A 13,595-nucleotide genomic window follows, 5' to 3' on the forward strand; every position below is an offset into this window, starting at 1 on the left:
AACTCCCCGAACCTGTGGTGCGGGACGGAGCCCCGCAGAATTATCCTCTAACATAGGATCGCGCCGCACCCTTGCCAAGGCAATCGGGCCTTCGCAGATCGTTTTCCGTCAATAAGTCTTAAATGGGGACGGCGGGCGACGGTTCCGTGCCGATCAGCCGACCGATCGCGTCGGCCAGGGGTCGGTCGAAACCCGGCATGAATTCGGCAAAGAGCGAAAGCCGCGGCGTGATGGCGACGGCGTCTGCAGAAGAACCCGAAAATGCTTCAGCTGCAATGACTTGTGGTGCGTTTCCGGAGAGTGCTGACCGCACGGCACCCGGCAGGTGTTCATCAATCTCTGCCGCAGGACCGGCCGTGATGGTCACTTCCTGTGCGCTGCTGTTTTTGATGACGAAGCGTCCATCCCAGGTTGCCGATGCGAAGGCTGGCACCGACAGCGGCAAAAAACCGCGCCTCTCGCGCAGCAGAAAGAGGTGTTTTCCCCTGCGCAGGGCGAGAGTGCCGGACAGCGTCAGGCGAAAATCTCCTCCTGACTCTAATGCAGAGCCAAGGCGCGCGAGGCTTTCCGTTGCCGGTCGATGCGACCTGCCGCCCAGGATTGCTACTAGGCTGGCCAGGGCGTGGTCGCGTGTTTCGGGCGCCGGCGGCGGAGCGTTGTCGAGATCGATCTTCACGACCGGCCCCGGGAGACATGTCGCGGCTGCATCCAACCATTTTGCGGCGGCGCTCGACAGAGTTGCCCGAAGGTCAGCCGCTTGCCGGATCGCGTCGGGGTCGACCGCCGGCGCTGCCTGGCGAATGCGGACGCGCTCGTACCGGGGATCCTCGTTGCTCGGGTCGTCGATCCAGGGTTGGCCGAGGTCGGTGAGATAGGTGCGGATTGCGGTGCGTCGGGTCCGCAGGAATGGACGCAGGATCCAGAGGCGGCCGGCGTAGAGCGTGGCCGGTGCCATGCCCGCGAGGCCGAGAGCGCCCTCGGAGGAGCGATCGGCACGCATGGCCACCGTCTCGATCTGATCGTCCAGGGTGTGGCCGGTCACGATGACGTCGGCGCCGAGATTGTCCGCGGCGCTTGCAAGCAGGCGATAGCGCGCCTGGCGGGCTGCTGCAGAGAGCCCGTGTCGCGGTTTTTCATCTGTCCAGCACTCGATGCTATGGGGAATGCCGAGGCTTTTGCAAAGGATGGCGACCTGTTGCGCTTCTTTGGCCGAGCCCGGCCGGAGATCGTGGTCGACGGTCGCTGCCGTCAGACTGTGGCGGTGGGGGAAGCGCTGCGTCTTGATCGCGCGCTGAAGAGCCAGCAGAAGACCGGTCGAATCGCTGCCACCGGAGATGGCGACGAGCAGAGTGGTGGGGCGACGGAGGGAATGAAGGAATGCTTCGATCGCCGCTTCGGGCGAGAGGTCGGGCAGTGAAGAGCCTGCCGCGAGCGGGGCCGGCATCAGCAGCCGAGGCGCTTCTGTTCGCTCGCGACCTTGGAAACGACGGCGCGGGAAGCCTTGGGGTAGCGCTTGGAGACTTCGCGCAGCGTGGCGCAGGCGGTCTCGGTGTTGTCGAGGGCGGCAAGCGACATGCCGAGCTTCAGCAGCATTTCCGGCGCCTTCGGCGATGTGTTGTAGGTCTGGTGGGCGTTGAGGAAGGTCTTGGCCGCCTCATTGTAGTTGCCCTGCGAATAGAGCGCTTCGCCGAGCCAGAAGTTGGCATCCGCGATCTTGGCGCTGCTCGGATAGGCGGCGATGAAGTCGCGGAATTCGCTCTCCGCTAGCGAATAGTCGCCGGAGAGAACATGGGCATAGGCGACCTGATAGACATCGCTTTCGGAATTCAGCGAGGCGGTCTGTTGCGGGGCGGACTGAGGGGTCGTCGAGGGGGCCGTCACGCCGGTATCGACACCGGGCAGGGCGGTCGAGCCATTGTCGATGGCACCTTCGTTCAGCGTGGCCGTGACCGGCATGCCGCTTTCGTCGAGCGCAATCGAGCCAAGCGTCTGCTCGCCGGGGGCGGTGCCTGGCGTGCCGACACCAGAAGCGTCGGCGGTTGCGCCGACGTCCGGGGTTTCGGTGATGATTTCAGCGACCGAGTCCTGCTGCTGGCCACCGTCAACGGGGCGGGTCAGCGAGCCGCTCTTCTTTTCGAGATCCTGGAAGCGGAACTCGTTGTCTTCCTGCTGCTTGCGGATAGTTTCCTGCATCTGGAGAAGCTGGAAGCTCATCTCCTCGATCCGACCATTCAGCGCGCGGATCTCTTCCTCGAGCTGCTGGACGCGCAGCGTCGGGTCCGTGGCCTGGACCATCTGAACCTCAGCCTTCGGGGCCGGCGCAGGCTGAGCCCTCTGGCCGAACTGGACATTCGGAAACAGCTGGAAAGCGTGGGCGCTGCCGTGCAGGCCCGTCAGCGAGGCCGTCGCTAGCAGAGCGGCCATCACAAGTTTGTTCATGTTCCTTCTTCCTGTTTTCGCGACGATTTGCGCCGAACCAGCGCCGACAGGAGTTTTCTCAATTGCCTGCAAAAAGCAACCAAGTTCGGCCAAAGTGTGGAGAAAAGTAAAAGGCGGCCCTGAGGCCGCCTTCACGTGATGGTGAGTGCCGGTTGGACCGGATCACATGCCGGCGCCACCGAGAACGGTGACGGCGCGGCGGTTCTGCGACCAGCAGGAGATGTCGTCGCAGACGGCGACCGGACGTTCCTTGCCGTAGGAGATGGTCTTCATGCGCTGCGCCGGTACACCGCGCTGAGCGAGGTAGTCGCGGGTGGCAGCGGCACGACGGGCGCCGAGCGCGAGGTTGTATTCGCGCGTGCCGCGTTCGTCGGCATGGCCTTCGATCGTGATGGCGTAGTTCGGATAACGCTGCAGCCACTGAGCCTGACGGTCGAGCGTCTGGGCGGCGTCGGCGCGGATCGCGGTGGAGTCGGTGTCGAAGAAGATGCGGTCGCCGACATTGACCGTGAAGTCCTGCGAAGAGCCCGGCGTTGCTGCACCTGCGCCACCGGCACCGAGGCCAAGTTCGCCGGCGCTGTTGGGCAGGTTCTTCTTGTTGGCGCAGCCTGCCAGGGCGAGGGCCACGGCAAATGCGACCATGGCGGGGTTGGTTGCCATTTTCTGCAGACGGCTCTTGGCCGGGGATTGAATGCGGCTCATCGCCGGTCTCCTTGAATTCTCTGTTAGGGTTGCCGGACCATAACCAATCGCGGTTAACCGGCTTCAAACAATCGTGGTTAACAAACCGTCAAATCACGTGCCGGATAGGGCGATTGACCGCCCTTTGCGGCGAGAAAGAGGCGCAAATGCGCCTCTTTTCGATCACTATTCCATCAACGGCGACCAGGCCGGGTCGGAGGCGAAGGATGGCGTGCGGACCAGCTGCTCGTTGTAACCGGTGAGGTCGATCGAGTAGAGCTGCGGACCACCGGCACCGGCGTTCTGACGGAAGAACATCAAGACGCGGCCGTTCGGCGCCCAGGTCGGGCCTTCATTATGGAAGCCCGTAGTCAGGATGCGCTCACCCGAACCGTCGGTTTTCATCACGCCGATCGAGAACTTGCCGCCCGACTGCTTGGTGAAGGCGATCAGGTCGCCGCGCGGAGACCAGACCGGGGTGGAGTAGGAGCCGTCGCCGAAGGAGATGCGGCGCTGGCCGGAACCGTCGGCTCCCATCACGTAGAGCTGCTGGCGACCGCCGCGATCGCTTTCGAATACGATCTGGCTGCCATCGGGGGAGTAGGACGGCGAGGTGTCGATTGCTGCCGTGTTGGTGAGCCTTGTCGTCGTGCGCGAACGCAGGTCCATCGTGTAGATGTTGGCATTACCGTCCTGCTGGAGGCTCATGATGACGCGCTGGCCATCCGGCGAGAAGCGCGGCGCAAAGGTCATGCCGGGGAAATTGCCAACGACTTCGCGTGCGCCGGTTTCCAGCTGCAGGAGATAGACGCGCGGCTGCTGGCCTTCGAACGACATGTAGGTGATTTCCTGACGGCTCGGCGAGAAACGCGGCGTCAGAACGATGTCGTTGCTGTTGGTCAGCATGCGGATGTTCTCGCCGTCCTGGTCCATGATGGCCAGCTGGCGCTTGCGGTCGGTCTTCGGGCCGGACTCGGAAACGAAGACGATGCGGGTGTCGAAGTAACCCTTTTCGCCGGTGATGCGCTCATAGATCGCGTCGGCGATCATGTGCGCGACGCGGCGCCAGTTCTTCGGGTCGGTGAAGAACTGCTGGCCGGTCATCTGCTGGCCACCAAAGGTGTCCCAGAGGCGGAATTCGGCGCGCAGGCGACCATCGGGCTCGCGAGCGATGCGACCGACGACGAGGGCTTCCGCCTTCAGCGCGGTCCAGTCGGGGAAGCGCGGTGCCTGATCGGGGTTCTGGATCTTCTCGATGAAGGCGGCGCGATTGACCGGCGCGAAGAGGCCCGAACGCTTCAGGTCGGCTTCGACCACGGCGGAGATCTGAGCGCCGATGCCATCGGCAGAGACGAAGTCGGTGATCGCGATCGGGAGCGGCTGAACGTTGCCGCGGTTGATGTTGATTTCAACGGCTGCGTTTGCGGGTGCCACGAAGGCACCTGCCATGCCGGCACAGACCAGCAGAATGCGGAGGAGGAGAGTTTTCATGCTTACCAAGCCTTTCAGCTCTTACATCAGTTCGCTGGGGTCGAAATTGACGACAACTTCAGACCAAGCGTCGTATTTGTCCGGGGGCAGATTGGTGAAGGGGGCGGACTTGCGGACGGCGCGCACGGCACCGCTCATGAGAACCTGCTGGGCAGACGGCGAGCCCCCGGTGGCAGTTGCTTCGGGTTCGCCGACGAGCGCGCCGTTCTGATCGAGGCGGAAGGTCACGCGGATACGAACATCAGCAGCATCCGCCATGCCCGGCGTGATCAGCCAGTTTTCCTGGATGACACCGCGAAGCGCGTCGAGTTCGCTCTGGCTGAGCTTCGAGCCGCCGGTATTGGTGCTGCCGCCAAGCGATTCGGGCGCCGTCGAGCGCTTCGCGCCGCCGCCGGCCGCATCCGTCTTGTTAAGAAGGGCCGCCACTTCATCGGCGTTGAAGTCGCTTTCCATCTGCGGCTTCGACTTCGCCGTTTCCTGGGCCTTGGTGTCCTTCTTGGCATCCGGCTTCGGAGCGGGCTTCTTTTCGGCCGGCTTGGCAATCTCGGGCTGCGGGCGGGCAGCCGGGATCGGCGCCTGCTCGGGCAGGGGGATTTCTTCGGCAACCGTCTCTTCCGGCGGCGCCTCTTCGGCTGGCGGTGTCTCCGGCTCTGGCGGTGGGGCCGTGTCTTCCTTGACGATCTCCTTCACCTCGTTGGCCTGCGGATCAGGCTCGGGCGCGGGTGTCTCCACCTTCTTCGGTGCGGCGGCGACTTCCTGCTCGACCGGGCGCTGCGACGGTGTCGGGGGCGATTTCAGATCGACTTCGTTGTCGCCGAAGTTTTCGGCCGGCTCGGCGATCGGCGGCTTCTTCGTCGGGACGGGGGCGGATGTCTCCGCCAGGGGAGCGGTCTTGGAGCCCTGCTGGATCTGGGTGAACTCTTCGATCGGGACGATGTCCACCGGAAGGGTTTCCATCGGGGCGATCTCGAGTTTTTCAGGCGAGCCGAGGCTCACCAGCGCCGCCGAGAGCGCCAGTGTGTGCAGAAACGAGGATGTGAAGAGGCTGCCCTTCATGTCCGTCCGATCAGTTCTGCTGTTCCTGCAAGGTCACGAGACCGATATTGGTGAAACCGGCGGACGAGATCCGCGCCATGACCTGCATGACGATGCCATAGGTGGCGGCGGTATCGGCCCGCACGAAAATGCGTTCGTTGTAGCCGGTGGTGGCGATCGCCTGCAGCTTCGGCACGACTTCCTCGATCGGGATCGCCGTTTCCTGCAGGTAGATTTCGCCTTCCGGATTGACCGAGACGGTGATGGGCTGGTTTTCGCTGCTCATCGCCTTGGCCTGGGTCTGCGGCAGATCGATCGGCACGCCGACAGTCATCATCGGGGCGGCGACCATGAAGATGATCAGCAGCACGAGAACGACGTCGACGAAGGGCGTCACGTTGATTTCGCTGACAAGGGCCTTCTTGCCGCCACGGCGACCGCGGCGTCCGCCACCCTTGCTTCCTGATCCGACCGACATACCCATGATGCGTCTCCTGCTCTCCGGGCCTTACTGCGCCGCCTGGCGGGGCTGCAGCTTCTCGTCGATCTGGCGCGACAGGATGGCCGAGAATTCGTCTGCGAAGCCTTCCATACGGGCCGAAAGCTTGCCAGCTTCACCGGAGAACTTGTTGTAGGCGATAACCGCGGGAATAGCGGCGATCAGGCCGATGGCGGTTGCGAGCAGCGCTTCCGCGATACCCGGTGCGACGACTGCGAGGCTGGCATTGTTCGAGCCGGCGATCGCCTGGAAGGACGTCATGATGCCGACGACGGTGCCGAAGAGGCCGATGAAGGGGCCGGCCGAGCCGATGGTCGCAAGCGACGACAGGCGCGATTCGAGCGTCTCGGACTCGCGGGCCATGGTCACATCCATGGCGCGGTCGATACGCATCTGCAGGCCGATCGGCGAGCGGGCGCCGCGTTCGAAGCTCTTCTTCCATTCGCGCATGGCGGCGACGAAGATGGCGGCAAGGCCGGTATTGTTGCGTTCGGCGAGCGTGCGATAGAGCTCCTCGAGCGACTGGCCGGACCAGAAGACCTGTTCGAACTGGTCGAACTGGCGGCGCGCACGGGCGTAGCTCAGGTATTTGTCGATGACGATGGCCCAGGTCCAGACGGAGGCGGCCAAAAGACCGATCATGACGAGCTTGACGATCAGGCCTGCCTGCATGAACAGGCCCCAGAGGCTCACGTCATGCGTCGCTGCAGCCATTCCAACTTGTTCCATCGCCTTCAATTCCCCGAAATCCAAACGCCCGGTGGGTTGGACCGGGCGGCGACATGAGCTCTACTGGTGGAAAACTTGTGCGGTCGCAGCCGCCGAAACCCTTTTCCCGCCTTAGCTCCCAGTGTGCTTCTGGGATGAAAATTTGGTCAAAGGAAGGCGTGCGCTGCACAATCTTCCAAGCGTCGAGTAAGACCCGATTAAGGTTAAAAAGGGGTTACCGGAGGCGGAGATCAGGGCTTTGTGAAGTCAGGCGAGGAACTGTCTTGCGAGATCTTCGGGAAGGCGACGCGGCCTGCCATGGCGGTTGACGACGGCGATGATGACCTTCGCTGCAATCAGCAACTGGTCGCCTCGGCGTATCTCCTGCTGAAGGATCATCTTGGCACCGCCGGCCTTCTCGGTGCGGGTCGAAACCGTGACGATGTCGTCCATGCGGGCAGGGGCCTTGAAGTCGATCTCCATGCGGTGGACCATGAAGGCGAGGCCTTCGTCCGAACTTGCGAAGAGATTGGACTGTTCGACGCCGAGGCAGCGCAGATAATCCGTGCGGGCGCGCTCCATGAAATGCAGATAGCGGGCGTGATAGACGGCGCCGGAGAAGTCGGTGTCTTCATAGTAGACGCGCTGGATGAGGTGGTGCACGCCGTCGATGATTTCGCCCGCGAGCGGGTGCTGGAGTGTCGTCATGCCTCGTCCTGCCGATCGATCTTCATTTGCTGAGGCCCGGTGGCTAGCCCAGGTCAGGTTGATCTGTCCAGCCTCATCAGCTCGGCCTCGGTGATCGCAAGCCGCTGCATTTCTAAGGACCGAGACCCGGCATCGTCGGCCACGATGAATTCGTCGAGTTGCGGAGGGGAGACGCTGGTGCCGGACAGCATCGCATGGACCTGGCCCCGATGATGCGTCTGATGCTGGAAGAGATGGCTCAAGACATCGTCCATCCGTTCTGTCTGAATGCGGGTGCTCCTGTGGATCTGAACCTCGCTCGCCAGGGCGTCGATATCAAGCGAGAGACAGAAGTTCAGGAGCCGCTGATCCACGGCCGCCTGCGCCTTACGCAGGTCTTCGGGATGGGGGAACGGGATTTGATTGGCCCAGGCTTTCGGTCCCAGTCTGCCGCCTTCGAGGGCATCCACGTAGAACCAGTCAATGACCAGGATGTGATTGAGGCTCGCCTGGATCGACGGAAAGAAGCCAGCGCGCGCTGCTTCGAATTCGCCCGGCTGGAGCATGGAGACCGCTTGGTGCAGCCGTTCATTGGCGAGCCTGTTGTTGTAGGCAAGTTTGATGAAGCTGCGGCGCGGGTCGGTCATTTGTTGTCCAGATCTCCATCGTGCCAGACGATATGCTTCGGCGAGGTCGGCAGGGATTCGATCTCGTCGGCGATGAAATAGGGCGGGATGTCGAGCGCCATCAGCGCTTCCTGCGTTGCCGGGACCCATTTGAACTCGAGGCTGTTCTTGCCATCCTCGTTGCGGTGGATGATTTCGCTTTCATGAAAAGGGAAGGAGACAGGGATCTCCATGCGATAGTACAGGCCGAGCTCATGCCAGGCCTTGCCCTCGTAGTCGAAGAAGTTCTCGACGATCCAGAGGAGGGGGCCGATCACGGCGTCGACGCCTAGTTCCTCCTGCATCTCGCGGACCAGCGTTTCCGTCGAGGTCTCGCCGATTTCGGCGCGGCCACCGGGGAAGGTCCAGAAGGTCTCATGGGTCGCGCGGTGCACCAGTACATGACCGTCGCGGAAGGCAAGGCCGGCGATGCGATGGTTGAACCGCCGCTTGCCGTCCTTGATGGTGATGAGGGTGCGTTTGGACACGGCCTTATTCGTCCTCGAGCGTCAGCCGGAATTGGGCAGCTTCCAGATCCTTGGGCGGCGTCATGCCGAGATGCTTCCAGGCGGTCGCCGTGAGCACGCGGCCACGGGGGGTGCGCTGGATGAAGCCCTGCTGGATCATGTAGGGTTCGATGATGTCCTCGATCGCGTCGCGCGGCTCCGAGAGGCCCGCAGCGATGGTTTCTATGCCGACAGGGCCGCCGCCGAAATTGACGGCGATCATCGAGAGGTAGCGCATGTCGAGCTGGTCGAGACCCATGTTGTCGACATTCAGCCTTGTAAGCGCCTTATCGGCGATCTCGCGGGTTACTGCTTCGGCGCGGGCCACCTCTGCGAAATCGCGGACGCGGCGGAGCAGTCGTCCGGCGATGCGCGGCGTGCCGCGGGCGCGGCGGGCGACTTCGCGGGCGCCGTCTTCGGTCATCGGCAGGTTCAAGAGTCGCGCGCCTCGGCGGACGATCGATTCCAGCTCCTCGACGGTATAGAAGTTGAGCCGGACCGGAATGCCGAAGCGATCGCGCAATGGCGTCGTCAGCAGGCCGAGACGGGTGGTGGCGGCGACCAGCGTAAACTTGGAGAGGTCGATCTTGACGGAGCGGGCGGCAGGGCCTTCACCGATGATCAGGTCGAGCTGGAAATCCTCCATGGCCGGATAGAGGATTTCCTCGACGGCGGGGCTCAAGCGATGGATTTCGTCGATGAAGAGCACGTCGCGCTCTTCGAGATTGGTCAGAAGTGCGGCGAGATCACCGGCCTTGGCGATCACCGGGCCCGAGGTCGAGCGGAAGTTGACGCCGAGCTCCTTGGCCATGATCTGGGCAAGCGTCGTCTTGCCGAGCCCCGGCGGGCCGACGAAGAGCACGTGATCGAGTGCTTCCCCCCGGTTCTTCGCAGCCTCGATGAAGATCTTCAGATTGGCGCGCGCCTCCGCTTGGCCGGTGAAGTCGTCAAGCGTCTGCGGGCGCAGTGCTGCATCGAGATCTTCCCCGCGCTTTTCCGGCGTCAGGATCGGGTTGTTGGTCATCATGCGAGAAGTTCCATGCCGGGTATTGCTGCAGCCGCAGTCTTGTCGAAGGTTACAGTTTTCTGGCAGCCTCCCCGCGTCGCGGACCAGGCAATCAGGTAATCCGCGATATCCGTTTCGGGCAAGTCTCCAGAAAGGAGCGCATCTAGTTCTTCGGTAAACTCCACCACGAGGCGATCTGCTGCTAGTAGATTTTGGACGAGGTTGCTAACGGTCGACGCGGACAGCTTCAAGTTCCGACGCAACACCCATACCGTCTCTGCGATAACAATCGCGCTGACAAAGGCCGGGTCCTCTGCGCTTCGTTTTGAGAAGAAGTCGCGCGCAAGACCATGTTGCAGCGGATCGTCCTCGACAAGAAATCGGACGAGAACGTTGGTGTCGACCCCGATCACTTCAACCGCTCTGTAGTTTCGCGGCGGATGCGCTGGTCATCCTCGGCCACAGCCTCCGCAACGGCGGTCTCCATGTCGTCGATGCTCAAGCTCGTACCTGGAGGCATTTTGAACATGCCAGCGAGATCCATCAGGTTCTTGTTCTTGGGGATCGCGACGACATGACCGTTGCGGGCGGCCACATAGAACCGGGTGCCCGGTGCCAAATTCAATGAGTCTCTCACTTCACTCGGGATCGTGATCTGACCCTTGGAGGTCATGACGGTCATTGCACCCATTTCTTACCTCCTCAAGTAATTCCTACGATAAGTGTAGCAGTATTCTGATGTCGCACCAATTCCTACCGCGACAGCTCCTTCAGCCCCAGCCGGATGAGCTTGGCGCTGTCTGCCCCCTCGCCGCCGTTCTTCAGCGCTGCGGCCACGGCATTGGCGGCCTGATCGCGGGAATAGCCGAGATTGGTAAGGGCCGAGACGGCATCGGCGACCGGGGCGGAGGCGACGCCTTCGCCGAGTTCCTGCTTGAGGCCGATATTGGCGGAGGCCTCGCCGGCAAAGGCAGGAGCCTTGTTCTTCAATTCGGTGACAAGACGAAGTGCCACTTTCGGACCCACGCCGGGTGCGCGCGAGATCGCCGCCTTGTCCTGGAGCGCGATGGCATTGGCCAGTTCCGACGGGGTGAGCGTCGAAAGCACTGCTAGCGCCACCTTGGCGCCAACACCCTGCACGCTTTGCAAGAGGTTGAACCATTCTCGCTCCAGCGCGCTCATGAAGCCGAAGAGCTTCAACTGGTCTTCGCGGACATAGGTCTCGATGAAGAGGACGACGGCCTCACCGGCCGAGCCGATGCGCGACAGCGTTCGCGCCGAGCAGTGCGCGACATAACAGACGCCGTGGACGTCAACGAGGACGTAGTCATCGCCGATTTCGTCGATGGTGCCTTTGAGTTTGCCGATCATGGGAAGGTCCGTGGCTGTCGCGTTACAGCGGATGGGTTTCGGGGGAGATGATGTCGAGGTCGGCGAAGTAGCTGCGATAGCGCGCTGGATCCCGCGTCAGGAGTCGGTGCGATCTAAATGTGGCATGGGCGCCAATAAAGAAATCCGGCAAGGTTCTCTCTCGCTGTCCACCATTGCGCCTGTACTGAAGATGGGCTTTGCCCGCTCGGAAGGCGATCTCGTAAGAGAATTGCTCCTTCTTCAGATTCAGCCAGTCGAGCGTTGCCGAGAGTTGCTGTTCACTGAGCGGCGAGGCGGCAAGCTCAGCCCAGATGATTGGGTTAATCACCAGTTCGCCTTCCTCAAAGCATTGCTTCAGTGCCTGGAGCGACCAAGCCCGCGTGGAGCTGTTCGGGCCGAGCACGTCAATCAGCGTATTTGTATCAACGAGGGTCGAGGTCATCGCGGGGGCCTCGCAGCCAGTCGACATATTCGTCGGCCGTCATGCCATCTGTATCGAAAGTGCCTTCAACACTTTGTGCCCACTCGTCAAAGTCCCGGAAGGTGTCCTTTGCGTCGGCATTTTTAACGAGCATCACGCCCGCATCGACCACAACGAAATCAACGTCTGATCCTGGCGCTATGCCCAGACGATCGCGGACTTGCTTAGGGATTGTAACTTGGCCTTTTTCGGTGACACGCATTGTAATACCTCTCAAGTATTACTTACCGGCCGCCCCGGAACAAGTCAAGAACAAATCACGCTGACGCCAGAACCTGGCGCATACGTTCGCCGCCTCTGTTGTGGGCGTGGCAAATGGCGATGGCGAGCGCATCGGCGGCGTCGTTGCCCTTGAATTCGGCCTTCGGCATCAGGATCTTCAGCATCATGTGGATCTGCTGTTTCTCGCCGTGGCCGACGCCGATTACGGCCTTCTTCACGGCGTTGGGCGCGTATTCGGCGACCCGGAGGCCTGCGCGGGCCGGCACCAGCATGGCGATGCCACGGGCCTGACCAAGCTTCAGTGTGGCGACCGCGTCCTTGTTGACGAAAGTCTGCTCGACCGCCGCCTCATCCGGCTTATAACTGTGGACGACCTCTGCGAGGCCATCGTGAAGCTGGCAAAGACGCGAGGCGAGGTCCATGTCGCCGTCCGAGGTTACGGTACCGGAGGCGACAAAGCGCAGCGAGTTTCCGAGCGTCTCGATGATGCCCCAGCCGCAGCGGCGGAGGCCCGGATCTATGCCGATGATGCGAATCGTGGAAGTCATGGGAAATCCTAATTCAGTTCCCGGCAGGTGTGCCAGTCAAATGTGAACAAAGCAAAAACATCCGCGGTGATTATATTTTATTACAATGGCCTCTTGGGTGCCCCTCCAGGGCTGACTACATAAGGTGCAAGCATCGAACAGGACCGCCGCCATGATACCGTTTTCCATTCTCGACCTTTCTCCAATTGCCGAGGGACACTCCGTGCGCGAGGCGCTGGACGCGTCGCGCAGCCTTGCGCAGGCCGCCGAGAAGAATGGCTATCGCCGGTTCTGGTTGGCCGAGCATCACGGTATGCCCGGCATTGCCAGCGCCGCAACCTCGCTCGTCATTTCACATGTCGCAGCCGGGACGGAGGGCATCCGTGTGGGATCCGGCGGCATCATGCTGCCCAACCACTCGCCGCTCGTGATCGCCGAGCAGTTCGGGACGCTGGAGGCGCTTTATCCCGGGCGCATCGAACTTGGTCTTGGCCGCGCGCCAGGGACCGACATGCGGACCGCTCGTGCCCTTAGGCGTAATATGGAAGCGGGCGCTGAAAGCTTCCCTCACGACATCCTCGAACTGCAGCGGCTGATGGGCGAGCCGGACGAGGAGGGCGGCCTGATTGCCGTACCTGGCATGAACAGTCATGTGCCGATCTGGCTTCTGGGTTCCAGCCTCTATAGCGCTCACCTCGCGGCTGCGCTTGGTCTGCCTTATGCCTTCGCTTCGCATTTCGCGCCCGATCAGCTTCTCGATGCTGTAGCCATCTATCGCGAGCGCTTCCAGCCGTCGGCGGCGCTACAGAAGCCCTATGTCATGGTGGGCACGATGGCGGCGATTGCCGACACAGATCGGGAGGCCGAGCATCTCTTCACGTCGGCGCAGCAGCAGTTCGTCAATCTGCGGCGCAATATCCGCCGACAGTTCCCGAGACCGGTCGAGACGATGGACGGCTTCTGGACGGAAATGGAGCGTATCGGTGTCGAGCACACACTGCGCTACGCGATCGTCGGATCGCCGGAGACCGCAGCCGACAAGCTGTCCCGCTTCATCGCCGAGGTGCGGCCCGATGAGATCATCGTATCGACACCGGTGCATGATCTAGAGGCCCGCATCCGGTCTGTCGAGCTCTTTGCCGGCTTGCGAGAAGGCGTCAGGGAGGCGGTCTGAGGCCCCCTCATATTACGGGGTTTCGCCGGAATTTTTTACGAGCGCTTAAGAGCTGAGGGTGATTGTTTCCGCATAATTGGGGAATCCGTCGTGATTTGCGATG

At 62.1% G+C, this 13,595-nt stretch carries 18 protein-coding genes; 1 reads left to right on the plus strand and 17 read right to left on the minus strand.

Annotation, left to right across the window (positions count from 1 at the left end; translation table 11 throughout):
• Nucleotides 1-118: 118 nt before the first annotated feature.
• From tilS to ruvC, 17 genes are all read right to left on the minus strand, one after another.
• On the minus strand, nt 119-1,444 hold the full coding sequence (gene tilS, locus FAA86_RS02445; protein ID WP_136538190.1) for a tRNA lysidine(34) synthetase TilS: 1,326 nt from the start codon (nt 1,442-1,444) through the stop codon (nt 119-121).
• Nucleotides 1,444-2,439, minus strand: a complete 996-nt coding sequence (gene ybgF, locus FAA86_RS02450; protein WP_136538191.1) for a tol-pal system protein YbgF — start codon at nt 2,437-2,439, stop codon at nt 1,444-1,446. The genes tilS and ybgF overlap by 1 nt, the downstream gene beginning before the upstream one ends.
• Nucleotides 2,440-2,601: 162 nt before the next feature.
• Nucleotides 2,602-3,141 (minus strand): peptidoglycan-associated lipoprotein Pal, encoded by a 540-nt coding sequence (gene pal / locus FAA86_RS02455; protein ID WP_113458486.1) that lies wholly within the window; start codon nt 3,139-3,141, stop codon nt 2,602-2,604.
• A 165-nt stretch (nt 3,142-3,306) separates the two neighbouring features.
• A complete protein-coding gene (gene tolB / locus FAA86_RS02460) occupies nt 3,307-4,611 on the minus strand; it encodes a Tol-Pal system beta propeller repeat protein TolB (protein ID WP_113458485.1) in 1,305 nt (434 codons plus the stop codon).
• 21 nt (nt 4,612-4,632) lie between these two features.
• Nucleotides 4,633-5,667: a cell envelope integrity TolA family protein gene (locus FAA86_RS02465; protein ID WP_113458484.1), complete on the minus strand. Its 1,035-nt coding sequence runs from the start codon at nt 5,665-5,667 to the stop codon at nt 4,633-4,635.
• 10 nt (nt 5,668-5,677) lie between these two features.
• The gene (gene tolR, locus FAA86_RS02470) at nt 5,678-6,130 is read right to left on the minus strand and encodes a protein TolR (protein ID WP_113458483.1); all 453 of its coding nucleotides are present in this window, start codon (nt 6,128-6,130) and stop codon (nt 5,678-5,680) included.
• Between the two features lie 24 nt (nt 6,131-6,154).
• The gene (gene tolQ, locus FAA86_RS02475) at nt 6,155-6,874 is read right to left on the minus strand and encodes a protein TolQ (protein WP_113458482.1); all 720 of its coding nucleotides are present in this window, start codon (nt 6,872-6,874) and stop codon (nt 6,155-6,157) included.
• Between the two features lie 246 nt (nt 6,875-7,120).
• Nucleotides 7,121-7,561 (minus strand): tol-pal system-associated acyl-CoA thioesterase, encoded by a 441-nt coding sequence (gene ybgC / locus FAA86_RS02480; protein ID WP_136538192.1) that lies wholly within the window; start codon nt 7,559-7,561, stop codon nt 7,121-7,123.
• A 53-nt stretch (nt 7,562-7,614) separates the two neighbouring features.
• Nucleotides 7,615-8,187 (minus strand): DinB family protein, encoded by a 573-nt coding sequence (locus tag FAA86_RS02485; RefSeq protein WP_136538193.1) that lies wholly within the window; start codon nt 8,185-8,187, stop codon nt 7,615-7,617.
• Nucleotides 8,184-8,693, minus strand: a complete 510-nt coding sequence (locus FAA86_RS02490; protein ID WP_136538194.1) for an NUDIX hydrolase — start codon at nt 8,691-8,693, stop codon at nt 8,184-8,186. The genes FAA86_RS02485 and FAA86_RS02490 overlap by 4 nt, the downstream gene beginning before the upstream one ends.
• 4 nt (nt 8,694-8,697) lie before the next feature.
• Entirely contained in the window at nt 8,698-9,738 is a 1,041-nt protein-coding gene (gene ruvB / locus FAA86_RS02495; RefSeq protein WP_136538195.1) for a Holliday junction branch migration DNA helicase RuvB, read from the minus strand.
• The gene (locus tag FAA86_RS02500; RefSeq protein ID WP_136538196.1) at nt 9,735-10,130 is read right to left on the minus strand and encodes a type II toxin-antitoxin system VapC family toxin; all 396 of its coding nucleotides are present in this window, start codon (nt 10,128-10,130) and stop codon (nt 9,735-9,737) included. The genes ruvB and FAA86_RS02500 overlap by 4 nt, the downstream gene beginning before the upstream one ends.
• On the minus strand, nt 10,127-10,408 hold the full coding sequence (locus FAA86_RS02505; protein ID WP_136538197.1) for an AbrB/MazE/SpoVT family DNA-binding domain-containing protein: 282 nt from the start codon (nt 10,406-10,408) through the stop codon (nt 10,127-10,129). Before FAA86_RS02505 ends, FAA86_RS02500 begins: the two co-directional genes overlap by 4 nt.
• 62 nt (nt 10,409-10,470) lie before the next feature.
• On the minus strand, nt 10,471-11,088 hold the full coding sequence (gene ruvA / locus FAA86_RS02510; protein WP_136538198.1) for a Holliday junction branch migration protein RuvA: 618 nt from the start codon (nt 11,086-11,088) through the stop codon (nt 10,471-10,473).
• A 22-nt stretch (nt 11,089-11,110) separates the two neighbouring features.
• Nucleotides 11,111-11,530 carry a type II toxin-antitoxin system VapC family toxin gene (locus tag FAA86_RS02515; RefSeq protein ID WP_136538199.1) on the minus strand — a complete coding sequence of 140 codons (420 nt, stop codon included), beginning with the start codon at nt 11,528-11,530 and terminating at the stop codon, nt 11,111-11,113.
• Complete coding sequence (locus FAA86_RS02520; protein WP_136538200.1) at nt 11,511-11,771, minus strand: AbrB/MazE/SpoVT family DNA-binding domain-containing protein; 261 nt, start codon at nt 11,769-11,771, stop codon at nt 11,511-11,513. The genes FAA86_RS02515 and FAA86_RS02520 overlap by 20 nt, the downstream gene beginning before the upstream one ends.
• Before the next feature lie 55 nt (nt 11,772-11,826).
• Entirely contained in the window at nt 11,827-12,339 is a 513-nt protein-coding gene (gene ruvC / locus FAA86_RS02525; protein ID WP_136538201.1) for a crossover junction endodeoxyribonuclease RuvC, read from the minus strand.
• Between the two features lie 151 nt (nt 12,340-12,490).
• On the opposite strand from ruvC, the gene FAA86_RS02530 reads away from it, so the two are divergent.
• Nucleotides 12,491-13,492 carry an LLM class flavin-dependent oxidoreductase gene (locus tag FAA86_RS02530; RefSeq protein WP_136538202.1) on the plus strand — a complete coding sequence of 334 codons (1,002 nt, stop codon included), beginning with the start codon at nt 12,491-12,493 and terminating at the stop codon, nt 13,490-13,492.
• Nucleotides 13,493-13,595: the final 103 nt, after the last annotated feature.

The sequence above is a fragment of the Rhizobium rosettiformans W3 genome (assembly GCF_004912135.1).
In the GTDB taxonomy this organism is placed as follows: domain Bacteria; phylum Pseudomonadota; class Alphaproteobacteria; order Rhizobiales; family Rhizobiaceae; genus Allorhizobium; species Allorhizobium rosettiformans.

Bases quoted from the DNA above. Each gene is read 5' to 3' on its own strand.
- tilS (WP_136538190.1), bottom strand. From the start codon at position 1,444: ATGCCGGCCCCGCTCGCGGCAGGCTCTTCACTGCCCGACCTCTCGCCC.
- ybgF (WP_136538191.1), bottom strand. From the start codon at position 2,439: ATGAACAAACTTGTGATGGCCGCTCTGCTAGCGACGGCCTCGCTGACG.
- pal (WP_113458486.1), bottom strand. From the start codon at position 3,141: ATGAGCCGCATTCAATCCCCGGCCAAGAGCCGTCTGCAGAAAATGGCA.
- tolB (WP_113458485.1), bottom strand. From the start codon at position 4,611: ATGAAAACTCTCCTCCTCCGCATTCTGCTGGTCTGTGCCGGCATGGCA.
- FAA86_RS02465 (WP_113458484.1), bottom strand. From the start codon at position 5,667: ATGAAGGGCAGCCTCTTCACATCCTCGTTTCTGCACACACTGGCGCTC.
- tolR (WP_113458483.1), bottom strand. From the start codon at position 6,130: ATGGGTATGTCGGTCGGATCAGGAAGCAAGGGTGGCGGACGCCGCGGT.
- tolQ (WP_113458482.1), bottom strand. From the start codon at position 6,874: ATGGAACAAGTTGGAATGGCTGCAGCGACGCATGACGTGAGCCTCTGG.
- ybgC (WP_136538192.1), bottom strand. From the start codon at position 7,561: ATGACGACACTCCAGCACCCGCTCGCGGGCGAAATCATCGACGGCGTG.
- FAA86_RS02485 (WP_136538193.1), bottom strand. From the start codon at position 8,187: ATGACCGACCCGCGCCGCAGCTTCATCAAACTTGCCTACAACAACAGG.
- ruvB (WP_136538195.1), bottom strand. From the start codon at position 9,738: ATGATGACCAACAACCCGATCCTGACGCCGGAAAAGCGCGGGGAAGAT.
- FAA86_RS02505 (WP_136538197.1), bottom strand. From the start codon at position 10,408: ATGGGTGCAATGACCGTCATGACCTCCAAGGGTCAGATCACGATCCCG.
- ruvA (WP_136538198.1), bottom strand. From the start codon at position 11,088: ATGATCGGCAAACTCAAAGGCACCATCGACGAAATCGGCGATGACTAC.
- FAA86_RS02515 (WP_136538199.1), bottom strand. From the start codon at position 11,530: ATGACCTCGACCCTCGTTGATACAAATACGCTGATTGACGTGCTCGGC.
- FAA86_RS02520 (WP_136538200.1), bottom strand. From the start codon at position 11,771: ATGCGTGTCACCGAAAAAGGCCAAGTTACAATCCCTAAGCAAGTCCGC.
- ruvC (WP_136538201.1), bottom strand. From the start codon at position 12,339: ATGACTTCCACGATTCGCATCATCGGCATAGATCCGGGCCTCCGCCGC.
- FAA86_RS02530 (WP_136538202.1), top strand. From the start codon at position 12,491: ATGATACCGTTTTCCATTCTCGACCTTTCTCCAATTGCCGAGGGACAC.